Origin of the sequence: Paenarthrobacter sp. 22069 (assembly GCF_052046035.1) — a bacterium.
GTDB lineage: Bacteria > Actinomycetota > Actinomycetes > Actinomycetales > Micrococcaceae > Arthrobacter.
The window spans coordinates 36,362-61,001 of record NZ_JBQEQF010000012.1 but is presented as its reverse complement, the minus strand read 5'-3'; the positions used below and the strand labels follow the sequence as shown (position 1 = coordinate 61,001).

Sequence of the window (24,640 nt, the reverse complement as noted above, 5' to 3'; positions counted from 1 at the left end):
TCAGGCGCCGATCAGCCGTGCCGCCAGGTAGCCCTCAACCTTGTCCAGGGAGACGCGTTCCTGGCTCATGGTGTCCCGCTCACGGATGGTCACGGCCTGGTCCTCGAGGGTGTCGAAGTCGACGGTGATGCAGAACGGCGTGCCGATCTCGTCCTGGCGGCGGTAGCGGCGGCCGATGGCGCCGGCGTCATCGAAGTCGATGTTCCAGTTCTTCCGCAGCTGGGCGCCGAGGTCCTTGGCCTTCGGGGACAGGTCCTCGTTGCGGCTCAGCGGCAGCACGGCGGCCTTGACCGGCGCCAGGCGCGGGTCAAGCTTGAGGACGGTGCGCACGTCCACGCCGCCCTTGGCGTTGGGGGCCTCGTCCTCCGTGTAGGCATCCACCAGGAATGCCATGAAGGAACGGGTCAGGCCGGCCGCCGGCTCGATGACGTAGGGGGTGTAGCGCTCGTTGGTGGCCTGGTTGAAGTAGCTCAGGTCCGTGCCGGAGGCCTTGGCGTGGGTGGAGAGGTCGAAGTCGGTGCGGTTGGCGATGCCTTCCAGCTCGCCCCACTCCGAGCCCTGGAAGCCGAATCGGTACTCAATGTCCGTGGTGCCCTTGGAGTAGTGGCTGAGCTTTTCCTTGGGGTGCTCGAAGAAGCGCAGGTTCTCCTCGCGGATGCCCAGGCCGGTGTACCAGGCCATGCGCTCGTTCATCCAGTACTTGTGCCACTCTTCATCCGTGCCGGGCTCGACGAAGAACTCCATCTCCATCTGCTCGAACTCGCGGGTGCGGAAGATGAAGTTGCCGGGGGTGATCTCGTTGCGGAAGGACTTGCCGATCTGGCCGATGCCGAACGGGGGCTTCTTCCGGGAAGTCGTGAGCACGTTGTTGAAGTTCACGAAGATGCCCTGCGCGGTTTCGGGGCGCAGGTAGTGCAGGCCTTCCTCGCTGGCCACCGGTCCCAGGTAGGTCTTGAGCAGGCCGGAGAACTCCTGCGGCTCGGTCCACTGGCCGCGGGTGCCGCAGTTGGCGCAGACGATGTCCTTCAGGCCATTCTCGGCGGGGCGGCCCTTCTTCTCCTCGTATTCTTCCTCGAGGTGGTCCGCGCGGTAGCGCTTGTGGCAGGAGAGGCACTCCACCAGGGGGTCGGAGAATACCTCCACGTGGCCGGAGGCTTCCCATACCTGGCGGGGCAGGATCACCGAGGAGTCCAGGCCCACCACGTCCTCGCGGCCGCGGACCATGGACTGCCACCACTGGCGCTTGATGTTTTCCTTCAGTTCCGCGCCAAGGGGGCCGTAGTCCCAGGCAGAGCGCGAGCCTCCGTAGATCTCACCGGCCTGGAACACGAAGCCCCTCCGCTTGGAGAGGGAAATGACCTGGTCGAGGACGGATTTTGCTGCCATGGGGTAACTCCAATTTCTACAGGGCCGCTGGGTGCGGTCCGCGGGTTGTCAGGCCCCCGGCTGCTGTGTGCTGGGCACAAACGGCAACGGCCCGGGGCGGATGAAGGAAGAACGGGAAAGCTCGTGTCCTAGCGTACCGGCCGCTGCCTGCGCAGCGCGCCCCTCGGCCAGGGCAGGGTTGCCAGGATGATGGCGGCCAGTGTGAGCAGGGTCCCCAGCACGGTGGCCGGCGCCACGATGGTTCCCGGGGCGGGAAGCGCCAGGTCCAGGGCCAGCGAACCGAGCAGCTGCCCGGCGATCATGCCGAGGCCGGTGACCAGCACGCCCAGGCTGCGGACCAGGAGAGCGCCCAGGCCAATGAACACGCAGCCCATGGGCCCACCCAGGTAATACCACCACTCGCCCGGGAGCGGATTGGCAGGACCGGCCACCGCCAGCTTCACGGCGAGGGCGGTCCACAGCACCAGGCAGCCCGCCACGAAGTTGACCAGTGTGGCGGCGATGGGGGTGCCGTAATGGACGGTGGCGGTACCGTTCATGGCCTGCTGGAAACTCATGAGGAACCCCGCCGCCACCGGCAGGAGAACCGGAATGAGTAAGGCCGAGGGGCCTCCGCCGGTGCCTGCACCCGCTCCGCTGAAGCGCGGTGACACTGCCCAGGCGACGGCGGCGATGGTCAGGACGCAGCCGATGATGCGGATGCCGGTGACGGATTTCTTTCCCGCCGGCCCGATCCCCAGCCGGTCCACCAGGAGGCCGCTTACCGTCTGGCCGGTGACGGTGGCGACGGTAAAGAGGGCCACGCCGAGGATGCCCACCGTGAAGGACTGGGCAAAAACGAACAGCGCACCGATCGCCCCGGCCACCACGTAGATGCGGGGAAAAGCACGGTTCCGGACCGCAGGGAGGATGGCCGCCAGGCCTGCCCGGCCGCGCGGCAACACCAGTGAGATCACGATCATGACCAGCAGGCCTGTGCTGAAACTCACGGCCGCGGCGGCGATTCCGTCGTTCAGCCGGGCCCCCAGGGCCCCGTTGATCCGGCCCTGGACGGGAATGGCGAGGCCGGAGCCCACGGCCAGGGGCAGGCCTGCGAGCACCGGCAGGCGGGAAGGGGAGGTCATTGGATCCACCTTAGTTCAGGCATTATTGCTGTATGAGCAACCCCATTGACGACGTCCCCATCCGCGACAGCATGATCCGGCTGGGCCAACTGCTGAAGCTCGCCAACCTCGTCGAAGACGGCGTGGAGGCGGCGGAGCTCATCAAGAACGGGCTCGTCAAGGTCAACGGCGAAATCGACGACCGCCGCGGCCGCCAGCTGCACAACGGGGACACCGTCACCGTGAATGGCCAGACCGTCCGGGTAGTGGCACCCACGGCGGACTAGCCGCGGCGGCTGCCAGCCGCCGTCGTACTCCTACTTGTTCAGCACCTCATGGGTGAGGAACTCCCCCACGTGGCCGATCTCCTGCTGGTTGATGCCGTGCCACATGCCCGTGTACAGCACCTTGGTGAGCTTGACGTGCCTGCGCACCCAGCCCATGGTGAACTCGATCTTGTCCTGGGTGATCACGGGGTCCTGCTGGTCCCGGCCCCAGAACATGGGAACGGTGCCGTCCAACTGGTCGTCCTTGAAGGTGGGGTCGCCGTCGGCGTCCACCACGAAGCCTGACAGTCCGACGACGGCGGCGAAGTCCGTAGGCCGCTGCCGCAGCAGCGTGGTGGCCATTGCCATTCCCATGGAGAAGCCCAGCAGAGTCACCGAGGGGTGCCCCACCCGGATGGTGTCGATCCACTCCAGGACGTAGGCCGAGGCTTTCTTGACCCGTTCCAGCGAGTATTCGATGGAGGCCGTCAGGGGGAACCAGGTGAAGCCGGGGCCCATGGCGATGGGCGCCCGCACGGAGGCGACGGCGAAGTCCCCCGGCAGGATGTCGGCCAGGCTGAGCAGGTCCTGCTCATTGGCCCCGTAGCCGTGCAGCAGCACCAACAGCGGTTTGCCGGTGCGCTGATCCTCAGGATGGGACCACAGGACAACGGGGGCAGGAAATACTTCGGCGTCAGTCATGGTTTCCATTCATACCAGTTACTTGGAGGTAACAACCTACGTTGGCGTAGCCAGAGAGGCGAAAGGCAGGATAGGGACCGTGACTGACGCAAGTGCCATCCAGACCCCGCCCGCCCACGCCGGATCCCATCCCTGGACCCGGTACGTGGCGATGGGCGATTCCTTCACCGAGGGAATCGGCGACCCCGAACCCTCGAGCCCGGGGGGCCACCGCGGCTGGGCCGACAGGGTGGCCGAGGAGCTGGGCCGCACCCAGCCGGATTTCGCCTACGCCAACCTTGCCGTCCGCGGCCGGCTGCTGCAGCAGATCGTGGACCAGCAACTGGCGCCGGCCCTCGAACTGAAGCCCGACCTGGTGACCCTGTCCGCTGGCGGCAACGACCTTATCCGCCCCGGCGGCGACCCCGACGTCCTGGCCGAAAAGCTGGATTCGGTGGTCCAGATCCTATCCATGGGCGGCGCCACCGTGGTCCTGTTCAACGGCCCGGACACCGGTTCCTCCGTGTTGAGCAGGATCCGCAGCAAGGTGGCCATCTACAACGAGAACCTGCGCACGGTGGCTGCCCGGCATGATGCCGTGATCGCGGACATGTGGTCCCTGCGTCAGCTGAGCGACCCGCAGATGTGGGACCAGGACCGGCTGCACTTCTCGCCGCTGGGCCACCACACAATTGCCGCCATGGTGCTGGATGCGCTGAACGTGGAGCATTCGCTGGAACCGCTGCAGCCCAAGCCGCTGCCGCCCCGCACCTGGCGCGAGGCCAGGAGCGGGGACCTGGTGTGGGCCCGCGAATACTTCGTGCCGTGGGTGCTGCGCCGGCTGCGGCGCCAGTCCTCCGGCGACGGCATCATGGCCAAACGGCCGACGCCGGGTCCCGTCTTTGGCCCGGGCGTCCCGTTGGGATCCGGCGAGGGTCCGCTGGGAACGTCGGAGCCCAGCCGCCGCTAGGGCCGCCCGGGGTTACGCTGGAAGGACAACACACGAGAGGCGCGCCACCGTGAGCAGCTTGTTTTTCTGGATTATCATCCTGTCCTTCGTCGTCCCCATGGCCATGCGTGCATACCGCCGCTCCATGGCCCGGCGGGACCGGAACCAGGGCCTCCCCGGACAGTATCCAGGACCCGGGCAGTTCCCAGGACCGGGACAGGTTCCCGGACCGAACCAGTACCCGGGGTCAAACCAATACCCGGGCTATGGGCAGTTCCCGGGCTCGGCCGGGCCGCAGAGCAACCAGCCCCGCGACGGCTACACCCAGCAGGACTACTTCTCCGGTGGCTTCCGGCGCGCCGGGCAGCAGGACCAGCCGCCGCAGCCCTTCGGCCACCAGCAGCCGCTGCCCAACCAGTACGGGCACCCTCCTTTACCAGACCCTTGGCAGAATGCTCCGCAGGAACCGCCGTACGGTCAGCAGGGTTACCCGCAGCAGAGTTTCCCGCAGCAGGCTTCCGGGTCGCACACTCCCCCGCCGCCGGCAGCTCCCCAAGGATTCCGGGCCCGCAAGCTTGCGGAACTGGACCAGCAGTACACCAACGGTGAGCTGTCCATGGAGGAATACATGAAGCGCCGGGGCGAGATCATGAACGGCTAGCCACCCTGGGACTTAACAGCCCCAACACAACAGGCCGGGGACCGAATGACGGTCCCCGGCCTGTTGTTGCTTAATCCACGTGCCGGGTCGTGGTGCTTAGTCCACCTGCGGGAAGCCCAGGTCTATGACGGAGGTGCTCGGGTCCGGCCAGCGCGTGGTCACCACCTTGCCCCGGGTGTAGAAGCGGATACTGTCCGGGCCGTACATGTGGGTATCGCCGAACAGCGAGTTCTTCCAGCCGCCGAATGAGAAAGTTCCCACCGGGACCGGAATGGGTACGTTGACCCCCACCATTCCTGCCTCGACGTCGAACTCGAACTGCCGGGCCGCGCCGCCGTCGCGGGTGAAGATGGCCGTGCCGTTGCCGTATTCGTTGTCGTTGACCAACTGCACCGCGTCGCTGTAGGTATCGGCGCGGACCACGGACAGGACCGGGCCGAAAATCTCGTCGTCGTACACCTTCATGCCCGGCTTGACGTGGTCCACCAGGCTGACGCCCAGGAAGAATCCCTTGGAGTCGAACTGCTGTGAGCGCCCGTCCACCACCAGCGTGGCCCCCTCGGCTTCTGCTCCCGCGACGTAGGAAGCCACGCGGTCCCGGTGCTCTGCGGTGATCAGCGGCCCCATCTGCGAGGCAGGGTCGGTTCCGGGACCGATCGTAAGGTCCGCCATGCGGGTCGAAATGGCCTTCACCAGGTCGTCGGCGATGTTGCCCACGGCCACCAGGACGCTGACGGCCATGCAACGTTCCCCCGCCGAACCGTAAGCGGCGGATACCGCAGCGTCGGCAGCCATGTCCAGGTCGGCGTCGGGAAGAACCACCATGTGATTCTTGGCCCCGCCCAGGGCCTGCACCCGCTTGCCGTGTTCGGCCGCCCGCCGGTAGATCGTCTTGGCGATGGGGGTGGAGCCGACGAAGCTCACCGCCTTCACGTCGGGGTGCTCCAGCAGCACGTCCACCGCTTCCTTGTCCCCCTGGACAACGTTCAGCACACCGGGCGGCAGGCCCGCTTCGGCGAAGGCTTCGGCAATGAACACGGCAGCCGACGGGTCCTTCTCGCTGGGCTTCAGGAGCACGGTGTTGCCGCAGGCCAGGGCGCTGCCGATCATCCAGAGGGGCACCATGGCCGGAAAGTTGAACGGGGTAATGCAGGCCACCACGCCCACCGGTTGGCGGACCGAGTGCACGTCAATGCCGCCGGCCACCTGCTCCGAACGCTCGCCCTTGAGCATGTGGGACAGGCCGGTGGCGAAGTCGATGTTCTCCAGGCCGCGGGAAATTTCGCCTTCTGCATCGGAGAGGACCTTGCCGTGCTCGCTGGTGAGGATGGCGGCGAGCTCGGACTTGCGCTGGGTCAGGATCTCGCGGACTTTGAAGAAGATGGTGGTGCGCTTGGCCAGGCTGGTGGCCCGCCACGCCGGGAGCGCGGCGCGGGCTGCCGCGATGGCTTCCTCTGTCCGTGCTGCGGAGGCAAGTGCCACCTGCTTCTCCTGCTCCCCGGTGGCGGGGTTGAAGACCGGACCGAAGCGGTCCGCGTCGCTGACGCGGGCGCCGTTGATGTAGTGCGGAATGGTTTCCAAGGGAGTCTCTTTTCCTGCGTTTGCTTGTGGCGTGGTTAGTTGGACGGCGTACGGTCGGCGGCCTGGAGCGAGCCGTCCACGAGCTTGATGATCATGGAGCAGTCCTTGCCGGCGTCCCCGGCATCGATGAGCCGCTGGAACAGCTGCTGGACATGTTTGCCAATCTCCAGGGGCGTGCCTGTGTCCTCCGCCGCGCTGACGGCGAGGCCGATGTCCTTGTTCGCGAGTTCGGCGGTGAACGTGGGTGCGAAGTCGCTGTTGGAGGCAGCAGTGGGCACCACGCCAGGTACCGGGTACCAGGTCCGCAGCGCCCACGAATCCCCCGAGGAGACCGATGCAATGTTCCAAAAGACCTGCTTGTCCAGGCCCAGCCGGTCAGCCAGGACCGCTCCCTCGGCGGTGGAGGCAAGGTTGATGAAGAGCATCAGGTTGTTGCAGATCTTGGCCGCCTGTCCGGTGGTGGGGCCACCGGTGGGAATGATGTTCGCTGCCATGGGGCCGATGTAGCCGGAGGCTTCCTCGACGGCCCCCTTTTCGCCGCCCACCATGAAGGTCAGTGTTCCTGCCTCCGCGCCGCTCATTCCGCCGGACACCGGGGCGTCCACGAAGCGGAAGCCGGCGGCAGCAGCGGCGTCGTGCAGTTCCTGTGCGGAGGCGATGTCAATGGTGGAGGAGTCAATGAGCAGGGTACGGGCATCCGCGTGCGCCAGCACGCCGTCCTCCCCGAGGTATACGGCGCGGGCGTGTTCGCCCTTCGGGAGCATGGTGAACACGGCGTCAGCACTTTTGACGGCTTCGGCAATGCCGGCGGCGCGGGTAACGCCGCGTGCCTCCGCGGCTGCCATGGCCGCGGGATTGAGGTCGAAGCCGCGCACCTCGTGCCCGGCCTTCACCAGGTTCGCGGACATGTGGCCGCCCATGTTGCCCAGGCCGATCCAACCAATAACTGCCATGCGTAAGCTCCTTTGCTTCCCTTCCGGCGATTTGGCCGGGGTATCTGTGTCCACCATCACACCCTGCTAAGGTGCAATCAAGGGGAAAAATCACAGACGCTGTGTGCATTGATGCACATCAAGGGAAGGCCCAGTGTGGAGTCAAGACGCCTGCCAAGCCCGGATGACCTGCTCATCCTGCTGACCGTCGCCCGCCTCGGCCGCTTCAACGCGGTGGCGGAAACCCTGGGGACGACCCACACCACCATTTCCCGCCGCATCCTTGCCCTGGACAGGCAACTGGGTGGCCGCACGCTGGAGCGCAGCCCGAACGGCTGGGAGCTGACGCAGCTTGGCGCAGCCGCGGTGGAGGCGGCTGAGTCGATCGAGGCAACCCTGGGCTCGCTGTCCGGGCTGATCAGCCAGGACCAGGGCTCCCTTTCCGGCCTGGTCCGCGTGGCCACCACTGACGGTGTGGGGGCCGTATTCGTCACCCCGTCCCTGGTGCGCCTCCAGCAGCAGCACCCGCTGCTGAACATCGAGATGCTGAGTGCAACCCGGAAAGTCAGCCAGAACCGCTCCGGCGTGGACCTTGAGATCGTCGTGGGCAGGGCGGACGTCACCTCGGCGCAAACCATCTTCCTCAGCAATTACTACCTGCGCCTCTATGCCAGCCCCGGTTACGCCGGCAGCCACGGCCTGCCTGAAACGCTCGACGACGTGCGGCAGCACGCATTTGTGTCGTACGTTGAGTCGGCGCTGCAGGTGGAGGAGCTTGGGCCGCGCTGGTCCGCGCAGCTTCCGGCGCCCCGGACAAGCTTCCAGGCCACGAGCGTGTTCGCCCAGGTGGAGGCGGTGCGGCAGGGTGCCGGCATTGGACTGCTGCCGAACTTTCTGGTGGCGGATGCGGACTTCGTGCCGGTCCTGCCGGCAGTCTTCGAACGGCAGCTCCCAATCTGGGCCGTCGCACGGCCGGAATCGCTGCGGTCGGCACGGGTGCAGGCGGTGATCTCGGCCCTGAAAGAGGAAGTGAAGGAGAGGTCCGGGCTGCTGTCCGGCTGAGCCGGCCGGGACCCTGGCCTGGGAAGGTCAGGCCCCGAAAAGCCGCCGCACCACCTGCCCGGACGCCAGCGCGTCCAGGCCTTCGTTGATCTCGCTGAGCGGCCGCGTGTCGGAGTGCAGCAGCTCAACCGGCAGCTTCCCCTCCCGCCAATAGCCAAGGTAAGCGGGAATGTCGCGCGCGGGCACGGCGTCGCCCATATAGGAACCGAGCAGCCGTTTGCCTGCCCCGGCGAACTGCAGTGCCGGCACGGTCAGCTGGGCGGATGGATGCGGCAGGCCCACGGAGACTACGGCGCCGCCACGGGTCACCAGCTCCAGGCAGGAGGTGATGACGCCGGCGGAGCCAACGGCCTCCACGGCAACGTCCACGCCGTCACCGGAAGCGTCGGCGACCAGCCGGGCCGCGTCCGCCGGCGTTCCCACAGCTGTGGCGCCGGCGTCCAGGGCCAGTTGGTGCTTGCCCTGGTTCGGATCGATGGCAATCACACTGGCGGCCCCGGCGAGCCGTGCCGCCATCACTGCGGACAGTCCCACCGCACCCAGCCCGAAGACGGCCACTGACTGCCCCGGGCTGACGGCGGCCGTGTTGAGCACGGCCCCCATGCCGGTGAGTACGGCGCAACCAAACATCGCGGCAACCGTGTCCGGGACGTCGTCGTCAATCACCACTACTGATTCGCGCGCAACCACTGCATAGTCCGCGAAGGCCGAGACACCCAGATGGTGGTTGATCCGCTCCCCGCCCGGCGTCCGCAGCAGGGCCGGGCCGTGCAGCAGGTCGCCGGAGCCATTGACCTCCGCTGCCCGGTGGCACAAGGCGGGCCGGCCGGACAGGCAGGCCCGGCAGCCGCCGCAGCTGGGGACGAAGACCAGAACCACGTGGTCCCCCACGGACACATCAGCCACGCCCTCGCCCACCTCCTCCACCCGGCCTACCGCTTCATGGCCCAGGGCCATGGGCAGCGGCCGGACCCGGGAACCGTCAACCACGGAGAGGTCCGAATGGCACAGGCTTGAGTAGGTGATGGAAACGCCCAGCTCACCGGCACGCGGTGTGGGCTGGTCCAGTTCCTGCGCCACCAGCGGCCGGGACTCGGCGTAGCTTTGTTTTCCGGGGGCGGCGTCCGTGGTGGAAACGGTCGCGTAAAGGACGGCTGCTTTCACGGGAATCCTGCCTACTTCTTGGCGGCGGCGAGCAGATCGGCGGTGCCCTTGGCGTCGGCAGCATCCACATCGTGCAGCGAAATCCCCCGCGTTTCCTTCAGGAAGAAGACCGCGACGGCGGTGATGGCACAGGCGATGAGCAGGTACACCGCCACCGGGACGGAGGACTTGTACGTGCCCAGGAGCGACGCCGCGATGATGGGGGCGAGGGAACCGGCCACGATCGACGTGACCTGGTAGCCCAGGGAGACTCCGGAGTAGCGCATCCGGGTGGGGAACATTTCCGCCATGATGGCAGGCTGCCCGGCATACATGAAGGCGTGGAACACCAGACCGATCATAATGGCCGCCAGGATGGTGACATCGTTCTTGGTGTCCATCATGGGGAAGGCGAAGAAGCCCCACGTGGCGCCCATGATGGCGCCGGCCATGTAGACGGGCTTGCGTCCGAACCGGTCTGAAAGCTTGCCCACCATGGGCACCACGGCGAAGTGGACGGCGTGCGCCAGGAGCAGCAGCAGCAGGATCCGGGTGGTATCGGCCTGCACCACGGTCTTCAGGTAGGTGATGGAGAACGTGACCACCAGGTAATAGAGGATGTTTTCCGCGAAGCGCAGGCCCATGGCAGTGAAGACGCCGCGCGGGTAGCGCCGGAACACCTCGGCCACGCCGTAGCCCTTGTGGCCGGCCTCCACCTCTTTGCGGGCCTCCAGGAAGATGGGGGCGTCGTTGACCTTGGTGCGGATGTAGTAGCCGATCAGGACAATCACCGCGGAGAGCCAGAAGGCCACGCGCCAACCCCAGCCCAGGAACGCGTCCTGGGTCAGCGTGGATGAAAGGACGAACAGCACGGCCGTTGCCAGCAGGTTGCCCAGGGGCACCGCGGACTGCGGCCAGCTGGCCCAGAAACCGCGGGAGCGGCTGGGGCTGTGCTCTGCCACGAGGAGGACGGCGCCGCCCCACTCCCCTCCCACGGCGAAGCCCTGGGCAAACCGGAGGACCACCAGCAGTGTGGGGGCCCAGTACCCGATCTGCTGGAACGTGGGCAGGCAGCCCATCAGGAAGGTGGAGACGCCCACCAGGATGATGCTCAGCTGCAGCAGCTTCTTTCGGCCGAACTTGTCACCGAAGTGGCCAAAGACGATGCCGCCGATAGGCCGCGCCACGAAACCGACGGCGTAGGTGAGGAATGCGGCGATGATGCCGTCCAGTTCGGTGCCGGCGTTGGGGAAGAAGGCTTTTCCGAAGACCAGCGTGGCCGCTGATGCATAGAGGAAGAACTCGTACCACTCCACGACCGTTCCGGCCATGGACGCGGTGACCACCTTCTTGAGGCCGGAGGCCCTAACATCAGTTTCCTCTGTGCGCCTTGCGGCGGAGTTTTCCGTACTCATGTGAACTCCTTCGGCGTCGTCGTCGACACCACGGGGACCAAATCGGTGGCAGTCGGGTGTGATGCACACCACGAAAGCCGGATTGGATGAGTATGGTCTGCGCTGAGTGCAACCTCAACGCCGAATAGTGCAGAGGGCATCTGCAGGAATGCACATCCGCCTTTAGCTGGTGCCCGCAGGCGTGGGCGTTGCGCGCTGCCTTCTAGACCAGGAAGCTGCTCCGCAACTGGTCGCCCAGCTGGCCGATTTCAGTCAGGAAGCCGTCGTGCCCGATGGGCGCCTGGATGACGTGGACATCCACGTCCCCTGGCAGCGCCTGGGCGAGTTCCCGGGACTGCGATGGAAAATACAGCCGGTCGGAGTCAACGGCCGCCACGAAGAAACGGGCGGTGGACCTGGCGAGGGTCTCGGCCAGGGTTCCCCTGCCGCGGCAGATATCGTGGCTCATCAGCGCCTCGGTCAGGGCAATGTAGCTGTTGGCGTCGAAGCGCTTCACGAGCTTGTTGCCCTGGTGGTCCAGGTAGCTTTCCACCTGGTAGCGGCCTCGGGCGGCGAGCACGCCCCCCTGCAGGGGCGACTCCGGCGCCTGGTGCGCCCTGCCGAAGCGGCCTTCGAGTTCGGCTGCGGACCGGTAGGTGATGTGGGCAATGCGCCGGGCGAGCGCCAGCCCTTCCTCAGGGCAGGGGCCGCCGTAGTAGTCGCCGCCGTTAAAGTGTGGATCCTGCCTGATGGCCAAGGTCTGGGCCTGGGCAAAGGCGATCTGTTCGGCCGTGCTGGCGGCGCCGACGGAGATGACGGCGCAGCGCTGTACCCTCTCCGGGTAGGTGACGGCCCATTCCAGGGCGCGGGCGCCGCCCATGGATCCGCCCAGGACCGCGAACCAGCTCCGGATGCCCAGCTGGTCCGCCAGCCTGGCCTCCGCGACGGTGCTGTCCCGGAGCGTGACGAGCGGAAAGCGGGAACCCCAGGGGACTCCATCCGGGGCCGGCGAGGAGGGGCCGGTGGACCCGTAGCAGCCGCCCACGATGTTGACCGAGACCACGAAGAACCGGTCGGTGTCCACGGGGGCGCCCGGCCCGGCCAGTTGTTCCCACCAGCCCTCTTCGTCGGTGTCCCCGCGGGTCACGTGGGTGCTGCCGGTGAGGGCGTGCTCGATCAGGATGGCGTTGCTGCCGTCCGCGTTCAGGGTGCCCCAGGTTTCGTAGGCCAGCGTGACGTCGGGAAGGTATCCCCCGGCTTCAAGCTCCAGTCCGCCAATGGAGGCGTAACGGACGATTCCGTGTTCGGGGGCGGTGGTACGGGCGACGGTAACCGTCATGGCAAGACCTCTTCTACGCGTTTGCCCACCGTCGTCTGACCGGCAGGCCAGGTCCTCACCCGGGGCACCCCACCGCGGAAGGAGGGTTGCCGGCCAGCAAGCCGGGGCTGTCACTGGCACTCATGACCTGGTACGAGTGTACGAAACACCCCCCGCTCCAGGCCAAGAGTATGACCGGTTGTGACTTCCCGGCTTGCCGCCGGCGCTGGACCCGATCAGGCGTCGGTTGCATGCGCTACCGACGCCCGGGGTACCCGGCGCGCCTTACGCCCGGCTGCCTGCTAGGCCTCCTTGGCGGCGCGGAAGCCCGCTTCGAGGTCGGCCAGGATGTCATCGATGTGCTCCAGGCCGACGGACAGCCGTACCAGCCCCGGGTTCACCCCGGCCACTACCTGCTGTTCCGGGGAAAGCTGGCTGTGGGTGGTCGACGCCGGGTGGATGACCAAGGAGCGGACGTCGCCGATATTCGCCACATGGGAGTGCAGCTCGAGGGCATCGACGAAGCGCTTGCCCGCCTCCGCCCCGCCGGCCAGGTTGAAGGAAACAACGGCGCCAGTCCCTTTGGGCCCGTACTTGCGGCCACGCTCGTACCAACGGCTGGACGGCAGCCCCGCGTAGGCGACCGATTCGACGTCGTCCCTTGCCTCCAGCCAGCGCGCCACTTCGGTGGCGTTGGCAACATGCCGTTCCACCCGCAGGCTCAACGTCTCAAGGCCCTGCGAAATGAGGAACGCGTTGAACGGTGATACCGCCGAGCCGAGGTCCCGCAGCAGCTGGACACGGGCCTTGAGGATGTAGGACAGGTTGGCGCCCAGGGCGCCGTCCGCTCCGAGGTCGCGTGCGTAGACGAGTCCGTTGTAGGTGGGGTCGGGGGTGTTGAAGCCGGGGAACCGGTCCGGATCCTTGCTGAAATCGAAGTTTCCGGAGTCGACGATGACGCCGGCGATGGCCGAGCCGTGGCCGCCCAGGTACTTGGTGGCAGAGTGGATCACGATGTCCGCTCCCCATTCAAGGGGGCGGATGAGGTACGGGGTGGAGAGGGTGTTGTCCACGATCAGGGGGACGCCTGCCTCGTGGGCCACCCGGGAAATACCCTCGATGTCCAGGACGTCCTGGCGCGGATTGGACACCACTTCACCAAAGAAGAGCTTGGTGTTGGGCTGCACGGCGTCGCGCCACTGGTCCAGGTTGTCCGGATCGGCCACGAAAGTGACGGAGATGCCGAACTTCTTCAGCGTGTGGGCAAAGAGGTTGTAGGTTCCGCCGTAGAGGCTTGGGCTGGCCACGATGTGGTCGCCGGCCTCGGCAATGTTCAGCACCGCGAACGTTTCGGCGGCCTGCCCGGAGCTGAGGAGCAGGGCAGCCAGGCCGCCCTCCAGGCTGGCAATCCGCTGCTCCACGGCGTCCTGGGTTGGGTTGCCGATGCGGGTATAAATGGGGGCCAGTTCGGCCAGGGCAAAGCGGTTGGCAGCGCTTTCGGCACTCGGGAACACGAAGGACGTGGTCTGGTAGATGGGCAGGGCGCGGGCTCCCGTGGCACTGTCCACTTCCTGGCCGGCATGGATTTGGCGGGTTTCGAAGGACCATCCGTTGGACATTTCAGTCTCCTGTGACATGGGCCCGGCATGCTCGGAGCAGTGCGGGCCGCGCTTGCTTCCGGCTTTTGCCGGACAGCCAGGTCTTCACCCGGGGCACCCCACCGCGGATGGAGGGTTGCCGGCCAGCGAGCCGGGGCTTTGCGCTGGCGCTCATGACCTGGGCTCAGTCTAGGAACCGGATAGTTGCCTCGGAAAGCATTGTGACGAACAAGGTCTTCCGGCGGCCGTGCCGGGTGCAGCGATGCCGATGCCACGGTCGGTGCCGGGCCTGCCAACGAGCGTGCCCAACAGGAAAAATGCTAGTAAGGCTGCCCTTAGCTGAGAGCCCGATCACAAAGTGCCAAGATGTTCGCATGCGCATGGATCACGTCTCTTACGCCTGTGAACACGATGGCCTCGCGGCCACTACCGAACGTATTGCAACTGCCCTCGGCGTTGAGGCAGTGAAGGGCGGGGTGCACCCCCGGTTCGGAACCCGGAATATGATCATCCCGCTCGCCGGGCACAAGTATCTTGAAGTTGTGGAGGTGCTGGACCACCCGGCATCGGACAAGGCACCGTTCGGCCAGGCAGTTCGTGCCCGTTCCGCAGCCGGTGGCGGCTGGATGGGCTGGTGCGTCGAAGTGGACGACCTCGCCCCCTTCGAGGAACGCCTTGGCCGCGCTGCCGTGAACGGCAACCGGAAGTTCCCGGACGGCCGCGAACTGGTCTGGAAGCAGATCGGCATCCTGGGGCTCATCGCGGATCCCCAGGTCCCGTACATGCTCAAGTGGGAGGGCGATCCGTCGCTGCACCCGTCCAACGCCTACCCAAGCAACCTCAAGATGAGCTGCCTCACCATTGCCGGTTCCGCTTCGCGCGTGACCGAGTGGCTGGGTGAGCCCGTGGAGAAGCCGCTGGAGGATGTGGCGGTGGAGTGGGTTGCCCCGCATGGCACCCCGGGCATCCTGTCGGTCACGTTTGAAACAGCCAGCGGAGCCGTCACCATCTGACCATCCCTGCGTCCCGCAGCCTGCGGGATCTGGCTCTCCGGCACGTGCCCGGATTCGCTTCGGCCGCCATCGGGTGGTGACAACGGCGTCACCACCCGATGGCGGCCGAATTCATTTAACGAGTTCCGGGTGCCTGTGCCTGCGTGGGCAGCTTTTCGACTCTCATTGTCGGACCCTCGTTGGATGATGTGGGTATGGGAATCAGCGGTGGCGTTGGGGCAGTGATGGCGGGTATTTCTGCCTCTGTTGCTGCCCTTGATGCGCTGGACCTTGAGGATGCTGTTCTGGATTCCGATGCTCATGGTGGCACTGACGTTGATGTGTTGCAGCGGCGGTACGAACTGCGGCTGCAACGGCTCGAGGTGGTGAAACGGCTGGAGGGCCAGCTCGCCGTGGTGAAAGCCCGTGATGTTGCCGACGCCGCCGAGATCCAGCACGCGTTGCTTGCCCCGAACGCCCCTTTGCAGGAGCGGACCTACGCGGAGATGTCGGCCGTGGAGGAGATCGCCGGGATCCTGACCATCAGCTCCGCCGCGGCCGGCGCTTTTGTGGACCAGTCGCGCCGGATCTGCTCCCTGCCGCCGGTGATCGACGCTTTGGCCGCCGGGGCCATGTCCTGGCAGCACGCCCGCATCGTTGCGGACGAAACCGAGGGCCTCACCCCTGCCGGCGCTGCTGGATTGGTGGCGCACTTCTTCGACCCCAACGCCCCCAGCCCGGCCCGCGGCGCCGCCCCCGGCCAGCTCGTCCCGTCCCGGTTCCGGGCCAAGGTCCGCTCCTGGCGCGAACGCCACCACCCCGAATCGATCGAGAAGCGCCACGCAAAGGGAGTCGCTGACCGGCGGATGGAATACACCCCCGACCGGGACGGCATGGCCTGGCTCTCCCTCTACCTGCCCGGCCACACCGCCTCAGCCATCTGGAACCGCACCACCGCCACCGCACGCGGACTCCAAGGCCCCGACGAACCCCGCACCCTCACCCAACTCCGCCCCGACATCGCAGCATCCCTCCTCCTCGGAGCCAGCCTGAAGCCCGGCACAGAGGAAGACGGGCACGCCGCAGGCACCACCGGCACGCAGAATGTCACCAGGATCGGGAAAGTCCCCACCCCGCGGGCCGACGTCCTGGTGACCGTGCCGGTGTTCGCCCTGCTCGGTATCACGGATGAGCCGGCGGAATTGGACGGCTTCGGTCCCATCCCGGCATCGATGGCGCGGAAACTCGTAGCGGACGGCGCCAACTCGTTCTACCGGGTGCTGGTCGACCCCCGCGACGGTGCACCTTTGGAGATCGGCCGCACCCGCTACCGGCTCACCGAGGCCATCAAACAATGGATCAGGATGCGCGACCGGAAATGCACCTTCCCCGGCTGCAGCAACCACACCCCCGACAACGACACCGACCATGGGACCGCCTGGGAACACGGGGGAAGCACCGGGATCACCAACCTGGCCCAGCTCTGCCCCAAACACCACCGGCTCAAACACAACTCCCGGTGGGTACCCGATACCGCGGCCCCGAATGAGCCACCAGGCTGGACCTCACCCACCGGCCGGCACTACACACCCGAACACCCCACCCCCGAACCAACCCACTGGCCACCAGACACCCTGCCAGACACTGGTGCGAGGCCAACTGTCGAAAGCGCACTGCCCCATGCCCCGACTCCACCGGAGCTGACCAATCAGTCGCCAACCTCAGTCCGACCCGGAACCGAACAACAACACCCGGGGGCACAGGAACTGGAGGACCTGCACTGGCTCCAGATCCTCGCCGGGATGCCCGCCTGGCCGGACCCCCCGCCCGAGGAACCACCGGGAAACAATATGGTGGACACCGACGACCTTTGCTGCACCGATCCCCTGTGGGACGACTTCTACGCCCTGCCTTTCCGGTTGCCGGCCGACCCACAAGCCAGCTTGCAACAGTTGCTACCGCACACCTGACATTGGCACTCCAGCCTGCTCACGACGGGAAAGCAGCTCTTTTACAGCTGAATCGCGCGGCTGGATGCCTCGCGCGCGCATCCCGGTTTTTCGGGCCGAACAATTAGCGGGCCGCAGAAGGCTCACAGACCGGAGACATTCACCCCAGGCCCACGGCCTTGCCAAAGAGGCTGAAGCCCACAAAGGCCACCATGTCCAGCAGGGCGTGCGCGATGACCAGGGGCATGACGCGGCGCGTGCGGGTATACAGCCAGGCGAAGACAATGCCCATCACGGCATTGCCGATGAAAGGTCCGAAGCCCTGGTACAGGTGGTAACTGCCGCGCAGCACTGAACTCACACCGATGGCCAGCGGCATACTCCAGCCGAACTTGCCGAAACGGTCCAGCAGGTAACCCACCACAATGACTTCCTCGAGCACTGCGTGGCGGACAGCCGAAAGAATGAGGACGGGGACGGTCCACCAGTAGGCATCGAGGGCGCTGGGGATGATCGCCGTGGTGATTCCCAGGGCACGGCCGGCGGCATAGAGGCCCAGTGAGGGGATGCCGATCAGCGCGGCCAGACCAAGCCCCTGCAACAGGTCCCGGCCCGGCCGCGCAAAATTGAAGCCGAGTTTCCGAAAGGCTGATCCGGCGTTGTGGTCCTCACCGGGCCCCGCCTGGCGCTGGTCGGTCAGGAAGTAGAAGACCAGCAGCACCGGTACCAGCGCGAAGATGATGTCCAATAGCTGGTACGTCAGGTCGAAGTACTCGCGCGTGCTCTGCGAGCGGTTCAGGGTGGACGTACCCTCGGCCAGTGGCGCCCGGGTCATCTTGTCCAGCAGCTGCACCACGGAATAGACAGCCGACTGGCCCAGGGACAGGCCCAGGACGATCCATACTTCAAGCCGCAGGCGGCGGCGGGAGGGAACCAGCATGTTCCCATCTTGCCTTCAGTTTCTGGATCCGGGCTGATGGAGCGGAAGGTGTCAACTAAAGTGCACGCAAGCCGCCGTGCGAAGCATGGATCAGGCGGGGGCGACGATGACTTCCGTACCGTTGGCCTCAAAGGCGGCTTTGTCGCGTGCGGAGATGCCGGAGTCGGTAATCAGCCGGGTGAAGTTGTACCCGTCCATCGTGGCAAAGGCCCGCACCCCCACCTTCGAGGAATCCGCCAGGACGTAGGACACCCGCGCCCGGCTGGCGAGCAGGGCATTGACGGACGCCTCCCCCTCCCCCGTATTGGTGGGCCCGACTTCGGGATCGATGCCGTTCACGCCAATGAACGCGATGTCCAGCACCACCTTCTGCATGATGATGTCCGTATAGGGGCCCACCAGCTCGTAGGACCGCGGGTTCAGGATGCCGCCGGTTACCATCACCTTGATATTGGGCCGGACCGCAAGCTGGCCGGCGATGTTGATGGCATTGGTCACCACCGTGAGCGTCGGCTGGTTGGAGGGTGCGTTCAGGTCCTCCCGGGTGGCCAGGATCTGCGCAAGGGCGGTGCTGGTGGTGCCCCCGCAGAGACCGATCACCGCACCCGGCCGGATCAAGGCAGAGGCGCACTGCGCGATCTGTTCCTTGGCTTCCGCGTGGTCGTCGCGGTTGTATCGTCCGGGCAGGTCGTATGCGAGGGCGCCCGTGGTGGCGCCTCCCCGGGTCCGCGTCAGCAGGCGTCGCTTGGCAAGGCTGTCCAGGTCGCGCCGGGCCGTGGCAGGGGAAACGTTGAGGGTGCTGACGATCTCGTCGACTTCAACCTGGCCGGTCTTGGCCAGCAGGTCAAGAATTGCGGTCAACCGGTCAGTTCGCGTCATCCGAGGGCCTTTCAATACACCAGCCACCGCATCCAGTGACGTTTCTTGATTGTATCCCATGGGAAACAATCAAGAACAATCAAAAGTGCAGAAGTGGTCTACCGCTGCCGAACGCCGGCCCGCCACACAGCGTACGTCAGGGGCATGCCCGGGCGGTAAGCGAGGTGCGTCGCGGAGGGCGCATTCAGCAGGTGCAGGTCGGCGCGGTGTCCGATCGCAATCGAGCCCACGGCGCGTTCGCCATCGGCGTCCCGTCCGGTCTCCCGGTGCATGGCCAAGGCGCCGCCGTAGGTGGCAGCCCTGACTGCCTCGTGCACGCTGAGGTGCATCTGCAGGACGGCAGTGGTCACGCAAAAGGCCATCGAGCTGGTGTATGACGTGCCCGGGTTGCAGTTGGACGCGAGTGCCACCTGCACTCCCGCATCCAGCAGCGCACGGGCGGGGGCCAAGGGCTGGCGGGTGGAAAGGTCGCAGGCAGGCAGGCAGGTGGCCACAGTGCCACGCTCGCCTGTTCCTGCGGCGGCATCCCAGCCGGACCAGGAGGCAGCCAGGGCCTTGACGTCCTGCGCGGCAAGGTAGTTGACGTGGTCCACGCTCGCGGCCCCCACCTCCACGGCCAGCTGCACGCCGGGGCCCTCACCCAACTGGTTGCCGTGCAGGCGCAGGCCCAGGCCGGCCTCGCGGCAGGCCATCAGCACCCGGCGGGACTGCTCGGCGTTGAAGGCACCCTCCTCACAGAACACGTCGGCCCATTGGACGTAGGGCCGCACTGCGGCCAGCATCGGACCGCAAACCAGGTCTGTGTACGCTTCCGCATCCTGGCCGGCGGGAACCAGATGGGCGCCAAGGTACGTCACCTGGTCGGCGACGGTGGAGGCTATGCGTGCGCTTCGTGCCTCGTTTTCGATGTCCAGTCCGTAGCCGGTCTTCGTTTCGAGATAGGTGGTTCCCTGCGAGACAGCTTCGGCAACCCGGCCCATGGCCAGCCGGGTGAGGTCGTAATCGGAGGTCGCACGGGTGGCACCCATGGTCACAGCGATGCCCCCGGCGGCGTACGCCTCCCCCGCCATCCGGGCTTCGAATTCGGCGGTGCGGTCCCCTGCGAACAACAGGTGCGTGTGCGAATCCACCCACCCGGGAAGCATCGCCCTGCCGCCGGCGTCGACGGCGTCGTCCGCCGCGGGAGCATCGGCCGAGGCCCCGATCCAGGAGATCCGCTCCCCCTCGACCACTACCGCCGCATCCTTGAGGACCCGGTGCTCGAGGTCCTGGGTCATCAATTCGGCAATGTTGGTAATGAGGGTGCTCATGGAACCATTCTTCAGCGCCGAATGGACCAGCGGGTGGCAGCCAGGGCGCGCGCTGTCCGGGATTCCGGACCTTCGCTTCCGGCTGACAGGCCCTGTGGCCCGGCGAGAATCTGGTCCGCTGCCAGTTCGGCCATGGCAGCAGAGGTCTGGAACCCGTAGCCGCCCTGGCCGGCAAGCCAGTAGAAGCCCGCGGCCTCGGCATCGAAACCTGCCACCGGAACCCCGTCGGCGGCTTCCGTGCGCAGGCCGGTCCAGGCCCGGCGGATCCCCGTGATGCCCAGGCTGGTGAACGAGTTGAGCTTCTCCACCAGTCGTTCCACGTCACCTGGGCGGGGGCGTGCATCCTCGGGCCCGCTGGGCACCGTTTCCGACGGGGAGATCAGCACGTCAGCCCCGTCCGGCCGAAAGTAGAACGAATTGTCGGCGGCGGCCACCATGGGGGTGTCGGCCGGCAGGGGGTGGCCGACGGCGGCAATCGCCGCAGTGCGCCGGTACGGCTGTAGCCCCAGCTTCTCGACGCCGCTGATCACCGCCAGCTCGTCCGCCCACGCGCCGGCCGCGTTGACCAGGACAGCGGTTTCGAGTCCCTCCGCTCCGGCGCCCACCTGCCACCCGGATCCCAGCCGCTGCGCCGAGTGGACCCGTGCGCCCGTGATGATGTCGACACCGGCGGCAACGGCCCGTTTGCGGTGCCCGGCCAGCAGCAGGGGTGCGTTGCAGCCAAATGAGCCGGTATCCAGCCCGGCCGCCGCAAAGGTTCCCGGTAACAGGGCCGGGCACAGCTCAAGCGCACGGTCGACAGTGATGGGCTGCATGTGGCCGCTGGCTTCCGCGGACACATCCGCTTCCGAGCCGATGAGCATGAAGCTGCGCGGCGTCAGGACCGGTTCCGGCAGGTGCCGGTCCAGGGCTGCCATCAACTCGAGGGTCCGGACCGTGAGTTCCTGCACCACGGGAGGCCCGTAGCTGGGGATCAGCTGGCGGGCGGAGCGGGAGGACGTGTGGTACGCCAGTTCCTGCTCCGCCTCCACCAGCGCCACGCTGCAGCGTCCGGCCAGCGCGGCGGCCAGGGACAGGCCGGCAATGCCGCCGCCGACAATCAGGACATCGTAATGTGCTGCCATCGGTCCATCCTCGCAGAGTTCATGCCCCTGGCGCTCCCGTCAGGCTGCTGCCTCGGCACGGCTGGCGACAAAGGCACCAACGCACGCTTCGACGTCGTCCGCTGAATGTGCGGCGGACAGCTGCACCCTGATCCTTGCGGCACCCCTAGGGACCACGGGGAAGCTGAAGGCGGTGACAAAGACGCCGTGCTGCAGCATCCGGTCGGCCACCTTCGCGGCCATCACGGCGTCGCCGAACATGACCGGGACGATCGCGTGTTCGCCTGGAAGCAGGTCAAAGCCCTCCTCGGTCATGCGGCGGCGGAACAGGCCGGCGTTTTCGAACAGGCGGCGGCGCAGGTCGGCCGAGTTCTCCACCAGGTCCAGCGCCTTCAGGGTGGCGGCCACAATGGCGGGCGCCAGGGAGTTGGAGAACAAGTACGGACGGGCCTTTTGCCGCAGCATGGCGACGATTTCGCGGCGGCCGGATACGTACCCGCCGGACGCCCCACCGAGTGCCTTACCGAAGGTACCCGTGTAGATGTCCACGCGCTCGGACACGCCGGCGTGCTCGGGGGTGCCCGCACCGGTCCCGCCCATGAACCCCACCGCGTGGGAATCGTCCACCATCACCAAGGCGCCGTATTTCTCGGCAAGGTCGCAGATGGCCTCGAGGGGGGCCAGGTAGCCGTCCATGGAGAACACGCCGTCGGTGACGATGATGGTCCGGCGGGCGTCCTGCGCCTCCTGCAGGCGTTCTTCCAGTTCGGCCATGTCGCGGTTGGCGTAGCGGTACCGGCGTGCCTTGCACAGGCGGATGCCGTCAATGATGGAGGCGTGGTTCAGGGCGTCCGAAATGACCGCGTCCTCCGCACCGAACAGGGACTCGAAGACACCGCCGTTGGCGTCGAAGCAGCTGGAGAAGAGGATGGTGTCCTCGGTGCCGAGGAAGGTGGAGACCCTGGCTTCGAGCTCCAGGTGCAGGTCCTGGGTGCCGCAGATGAAGCGGACGCTGGCCATGCCGAAGCCACGCTCGTCCATGGCGGCCCTGGCTGCACTGATGATGTCCGGGTGGTCCGCCAGGCCCAGGTAGTTGTTGGCGCAGAAGTTCAGGACGTCCGCGCCGGGGCCGCCGATCCGGCCCGCGGTGATGTGGCTGGACTGCGGCGAGCTGATGGTGCGTTCGGTCTTGTAGAGCCCGGCGGTGCGGATTTCTTCCAGCTCGTCGTGGAGCTGGTCCTTGATGGAGGTGTACATGGGTTTCCTTACAGTCGGGTCTTAAAGCCGGGTCCAGTCGAGGACGACTTTGCCGCCCACGCCGCTGCGGGCGATCTCGAAGCCCTTTTCCCAGTCCGTGGCGGGCAGCGTGTCCGTGACCACCGCGGAGATGCCGGCGTGGAGGACCGGATTGGACGAGAGCATGGCGCTCATGGCGTACCAGGTTTCAAACATTTCCCGGCCATAGATGCCCTTGAGCGTGAGCATGTGGGTGACCACCTTGCCCCAGTCGATGGTGATCTCCTGGCTGGGCAGTCCCAGCATGGCGATCCTGCCGCCGTGGTTCATGTTGTCGATCATCTCAGGCAGCGCGGAAGGGTGGCCGGACATTTCCATTCCGACGTCGAAGCCTTCGCGCATGCCCAGCTCACGCTGGGCGTCGCGCACCCGGGTGGTGGAGACATCGATGGCAAGGTCCGCGCCCAGCTGCCGGGCCAACTCCAGCCGCGGCTTGGAAACATCAGTGATGACAATCTTGCGTGCGCCGGCGTGGCGGGCGACGGCGATGGCCATCAGCCCGATGGGGCCTGCGCCGGTGATGAGCACGTCCTCGCCCACCAGCGGGAAGCTGAGTGCGGTGTGGACGGCATTTCCGAAGGGATCGAAAATGGCGCCAAGCTCGGGCGTGACAGAGGGATCATGGTGGACCCACACGTTGGTTTCGGGAATCACCACGTACTCGGCAAACGCCCCGTCACGCTGGACGCCCACGCTGACGGTATGGATGCACATCTGGCGGCGGCCAGCGCGGCAGTTCCGGCAAATGCCGCACACCACATGCCCTTCGCCGGAGACCCGGTCCCCCACCTTGACCTCGCGGACATCCTCGCCCACTTCCACCACTTCGCCGTAGAACTCGTGGCCGGCGATCAGGGGGGCTTCGATGATCCCCTGCGCCCACGAGTCCCAGGACTGGATGTGCAGGTCCGTACCGCAGATCCCAGTGGTCATGACCCGGATCTTTACGTCAGCCGGACCCGCTTCGGGCTCGGGCCGGTCGACGAGTTCGAAACCAGCCTGCGGGCCGGCCTTGTACAGGGCCTTCATTGGCGTCCTTACTTCTTGCACTCACGGTTGAGGGGGTTGTCCTCCCCATTGAAGCCCCCTGCATGCTTTAGCACAACAGGGATTTTCTCAATCGACGATGTAGCGAATGCTAAGGATTAGACTGGTGCCGTGGAGGTTCATCAACTCGAAATCCTGCGTGAGCTCGGCGCACTTGGAAGCGTCAAGGCCGTGGCTGACACCCTCATGGTGACTCCCTCAGCCGTCTCGCAGCAACTGGCACACCTGCAGCGCACTGTGGACGTACCTTTGACACGTAAGGAGGGCCGGAACCTGGTGCTCACCGAGGCCGGCCAGGTCCTCGCCGACGCCGGAGCCGCCGTCGTCAGCGCCATGGCGGAGGCCCGTGGCGCCCTGGTGACGTATCACGGTTCGCCCGCCGGAAGGGTGACGGTCTGCGGTTTCCACAGCGCAGGGCAGGCCCTGTTCGCGCCGTTGGCCCGGATGCTGGACCGGCCGGAGCACCCCCGGATCGAACTGTCCGATGAGGACGTGGCCCAGCAGGACTTCCCTGCCCTCACCGCCCGGTACGACCTGGTCCTGGCACACCGCATGGACCACAGTCCGCGGTGGCCCGCCGAAAGGGTTGCCGTGATCCCGCTGGCTCACGAGCCCCTGGACGTGGCGCTGCCCGCCAACCACCCGCTGGCCCGGCAGGAGACGGTGACGGCTGACGACGTCGGCGCTGAAGCCTGGGTGACCAGCCACCCCGGTTACTCCCCCGCCGATGTCCTGTCCGCCGTCGCGGCTGTTTCCAGCCGGGAGCCGAACATTGTCCACCGCATCAACGACTACTCCACGGTGGCGGCCCTGGTGGCGGCCGGCGGCGTCATCGGGTTGCTGCCCAGGTACACCGCCGGGCCTGTCCTGAACCCGGACATCGTGCTGCGCCCGCTGGAAGGCATCAGCACCAGGCGAAGGATCGACCTGCTCGCCCGGCCGGAAAACCTGAAGCGGCGTTCAGTGGTCATGGTCTGCGAAGCCCTTGAGGACATCATGGCCGGGCTGGTGCAGCAGGGCTGACGCAGCAAGGCTGGGCAGGCCCCGGCC

22 protein-coding genes and 2 riboswitches are annotated in these 24,640 nt (G+C 66.6%); of the genes, 7 read left to right on the top strand and 15 right to left on the bottom strand.

Annotation, left to right across the window (positions count from 1 at the left end; translation table 11 throughout):
* Together ACTJK0_RS11420 and ACTJK0_RS11415 are read right to left on the bottom strand one after the other, a co-directional pair.
* The gene (locus ACTJK0_RS11420) at positions 1 to 1,386 is read right to left on the bottom strand and encodes a glycine--tRNA ligase (RefSeq protein WP_110544670.1); all 1,386 of its coding nucleotides are present in this window, start codon (positions 1,384 to 1,386) and stop codon (positions 1 to 3) included.
* A gap of 128 nt (positions 1,387 to 1,514) precedes the next feature.
* Positions 1,515 to 2,510 carry a DMT family transporter gene (locus ACTJK0_RS11415; protein WP_440745237.1) on the bottom strand — a complete coding sequence of 332 codons (996 nt, stop codon included), beginning with the start codon at positions 2,508 to 2,510 and terminating at the stop codon, positions 1,515 to 1,517.
* Positions 2,511 to 2,542: 32 nt separating this feature from the next.
* Between ACTJK0_RS11415 and ACTJK0_RS11410 the strand changes: the two genes are divergently transcribed.
* Positions 2,543 to 2,776: an RNA-binding S4 domain-containing protein gene (locus ACTJK0_RS11410; RefSeq protein WP_110544666.1), complete on the top strand. Its 234-nt coding sequence runs from the start codon at positions 2,543 to 2,545 to the stop codon at positions 2,774 to 2,776.
* Between the two features lie 30 nt (positions 2,777 to 2,806).
* On the opposite strand, the gene ACTJK0_RS11405 is transcribed toward ACTJK0_RS11410, so the two are convergent.
* A complete protein-coding gene (locus tag ACTJK0_RS11405; protein ID WP_440745236.1) occupies positions 2,807 to 3,457 on the bottom strand; it encodes an alpha/beta hydrolase in 651 nt (216 codons plus the stop codon).
* Between the two features lie 79 nt (positions 3,458 to 3,536).
* On the opposite strand from ACTJK0_RS11405, the gene ACTJK0_RS11400 reads away from it, so the two are divergent.
* Positions 3,537 to 4,406 carry an SGNH/GDSL hydrolase family protein gene (locus tag ACTJK0_RS11400; RefSeq protein WP_110544663.1) on the top strand — a complete coding sequence of 290 codons (870 nt, stop codon included), beginning with the start codon at positions 3,537 to 3,539 and terminating at the stop codon, positions 4,404 to 4,406.
* Positions 4,407 to 4,455: 49 nt separating this feature from the next.
* Positions 4,456 to 5,046 carry a hypothetical protein gene (locus tag ACTJK0_RS11395; protein WP_110544661.1) on the top strand — a complete coding sequence of 197 codons (591 nt, stop codon included), beginning with the start codon at positions 4,456 to 4,458 and terminating at the stop codon, positions 5,044 to 5,046.
* 96 nt (positions 5,047 to 5,142) lie between these two features.
* Here ACTJK0_RS11395 and ACTJK0_RS11390 read toward each other — a convergent pair whose 3' ends face one another.
* Both ACTJK0_RS11390 and mmsB read right to left on the bottom strand, forming a co-directional pair.
* Positions 5,143 to 6,627, bottom strand: coding sequence for a CoA-acylating methylmalonate-semialdehyde dehydrogenase (locus ACTJK0_RS11390; RefSeq protein ID WP_110544659.1), 1,485 nt, complete (start codon positions 6,625 to 6,627; stop codon positions 5,143 to 5,145).
* Positions 6,628 to 6,662: 35 nt separating this feature from the next.
* On the bottom strand, positions 6,663 to 7,637 hold the full coding sequence (gene mmsB, locus ACTJK0_RS11385; RefSeq protein WP_440745235.1) for a 3-hydroxyisobutyrate dehydrogenase: 975 nt from the start codon (positions 7,635 to 7,637) through the stop codon (positions 6,663 to 6,665).
* Between the two features lie 54 nt (positions 7,638 to 7,691).
* Between mmsB and ACTJK0_RS11380 the strand changes: the two genes are divergently transcribed.
* A complete protein-coding gene (locus ACTJK0_RS11380; RefSeq protein ID WP_110544656.1) occupies positions 7,692 to 8,621 on the top strand; it encodes a LysR family transcriptional regulator in 930 nt (309 codons plus the stop codon).
* 27 nt (positions 8,622 to 8,648) lie between these two features.
* Here the strand turns inward: ACTJK0_RS11380 and ACTJK0_RS11375 are convergent, their stop codons facing one another.
* The 4 genes from ACTJK0_RS11375 to ACTJK0_RS11360 form a co-directional block, all read right to left on the bottom strand.
* A complete protein-coding gene (locus ACTJK0_RS11375; RefSeq protein WP_440745234.1) occupies positions 8,649 to 9,785 on the bottom strand; it encodes an alcohol dehydrogenase catalytic domain-containing protein in 1,137 nt (378 codons plus the stop codon).
* A gap of 11 nt (positions 9,786 to 9,796) precedes the next feature.
* Positions 9,797 to 11,179, bottom strand: a complete 1,383-nt coding sequence (locus tag ACTJK0_RS11370) for an MFS transporter (protein WP_110544653.1) — start codon at positions 11,177 to 11,179, stop codon at positions 9,797 to 9,799.
* A gap of 202 nt (positions 11,180 to 11,381) precedes the next feature.
* On the bottom strand, positions 11,382 to 12,497 hold the full coding sequence (gene metX, locus ACTJK0_RS11365) for a homoserine O-acetyltransferase MetX (RefSeq protein WP_110544651.1): 1,116 nt from the start codon (positions 12,495 to 12,497) through the stop codon (positions 11,382 to 11,384).
* Between the two features lie 12 nt (positions 12,498 to 12,509).
* Positions 12,510 to 12,625: riboswitch (SAM riboswitch) on the bottom strand.
* Between the two features lie 153 nt (positions 12,626 to 12,778).
* Positions 12,779 to 14,113 (bottom strand): bifunctional o-acetylhomoserine/o-acetylserine sulfhydrylase, encoded by a 1,335-nt coding sequence (locus ACTJK0_RS11360; RefSeq protein ID WP_110544649.1) that lies wholly within the window; start codon positions 14,111 to 14,113, stop codon positions 12,779 to 12,781.
* 25 nt (positions 14,114 to 14,138) lie between these two features.
* A riboswitch (SAM riboswitch) is annotated at positions 14,139 to 14,253 on the bottom strand.
* 201 nt (positions 14,254 to 14,454) lie between these two features.
* On the opposite strand from ACTJK0_RS11360, the gene ACTJK0_RS11355 reads away from it, so the two are divergent.
* Positions 14,455 to 15,087, top strand: a complete 633-nt coding sequence (locus ACTJK0_RS11355) for a VOC family protein (RefSeq protein WP_440745233.1) — start codon at positions 14,455 to 14,457, stop codon at positions 15,085 to 15,087.
* Positions 15,088 to 15,281: 194 nt separating this feature from the next.
* Positions 15,282 to 17,036 carry a DUF222 domain-containing protein gene (locus tag ACTJK0_RS11350; protein ID WP_440745232.1) on the top strand — a complete coding sequence of 585 codons (1,755 nt, stop codon included), beginning with the start codon at positions 15,282 to 15,284 and terminating at the stop codon, positions 17,034 to 17,036.
* Between the two features lie 139 nt (positions 17,037 to 17,175).
* Here the strand turns inward: ACTJK0_RS11350 and ACTJK0_RS11345 are convergent, their stop codons facing one another.
* The 6 genes from ACTJK0_RS11345 to tdh form a co-directional block, all read right to left on the bottom strand.
* Positions 17,176 to 17,955 carry a CPBP family intramembrane glutamic endopeptidase gene (locus ACTJK0_RS11345; protein WP_440745231.1) on the bottom strand — a complete coding sequence of 260 codons (780 nt, stop codon included), beginning with the start codon at positions 17,953 to 17,955 and terminating at the stop codon, positions 17,176 to 17,178.
* Positions 17,956 to 18,045: 90 nt separating this feature from the next.
* Positions 18,046 to 18,834, bottom strand: coding sequence for a DeoR/GlpR family DNA-binding transcription regulator (locus tag ACTJK0_RS11340; protein WP_110542901.1), 789 nt, complete (start codon positions 18,832 to 18,834; stop codon positions 18,046 to 18,048).
* Between the two features lie 98 nt (positions 18,835 to 18,932).
* Positions 18,933 to 20,144: an imidazolonepropionase gene (hutI, locus tag ACTJK0_RS11335; RefSeq protein ID WP_440745230.1), complete on the bottom strand. Its 1,212-nt coding sequence runs from the start codon at positions 20,142 to 20,144 to the stop codon at positions 18,933 to 18,935.
* 11 nt (positions 20,145 to 20,155) lie between these two features.
* A complete protein-coding gene (locus tag ACTJK0_RS11330; protein WP_440745229.1) occupies positions 20,156 to 21,268 on the bottom strand; it encodes an NAD(P)/FAD-dependent oxidoreductase in 1,113 nt (370 codons plus the stop codon).
* 39 nt (positions 21,269 to 21,307) lie between these two features.
* Positions 21,308 to 22,504 (bottom strand): glycine C-acetyltransferase, encoded by a 1,197-nt coding sequence (locus tag ACTJK0_RS11325; protein ID WP_440745228.1) that lies wholly within the window; start codon positions 22,502 to 22,504, stop codon positions 21,308 to 21,310.
* A 21-nt stretch (positions 22,505 to 22,525) separates the two neighbouring features.
* Positions 22,526 to 23,572, bottom strand: a complete 1,047-nt coding sequence (gene tdh / locus ACTJK0_RS11320; RefSeq protein WP_110542897.1) for an L-threonine 3-dehydrogenase — start codon at positions 23,570 to 23,572, stop codon at positions 22,526 to 22,528.
* Between the two features lie 129 nt (positions 23,573 to 23,701).
* Between tdh and ACTJK0_RS11315 the strand changes: the two genes are divergently transcribed.
* Positions 23,702 to 24,613 (top strand): LysR family transcriptional regulator, encoded by a 912-nt coding sequence (locus ACTJK0_RS11315; protein ID WP_110542896.1) that lies wholly within the window; start codon positions 23,702 to 23,704, stop codon positions 24,611 to 24,613.
* The last annotated feature ends 27 nt before the right edge of the window (positions 24,614 to 24,640 follow it).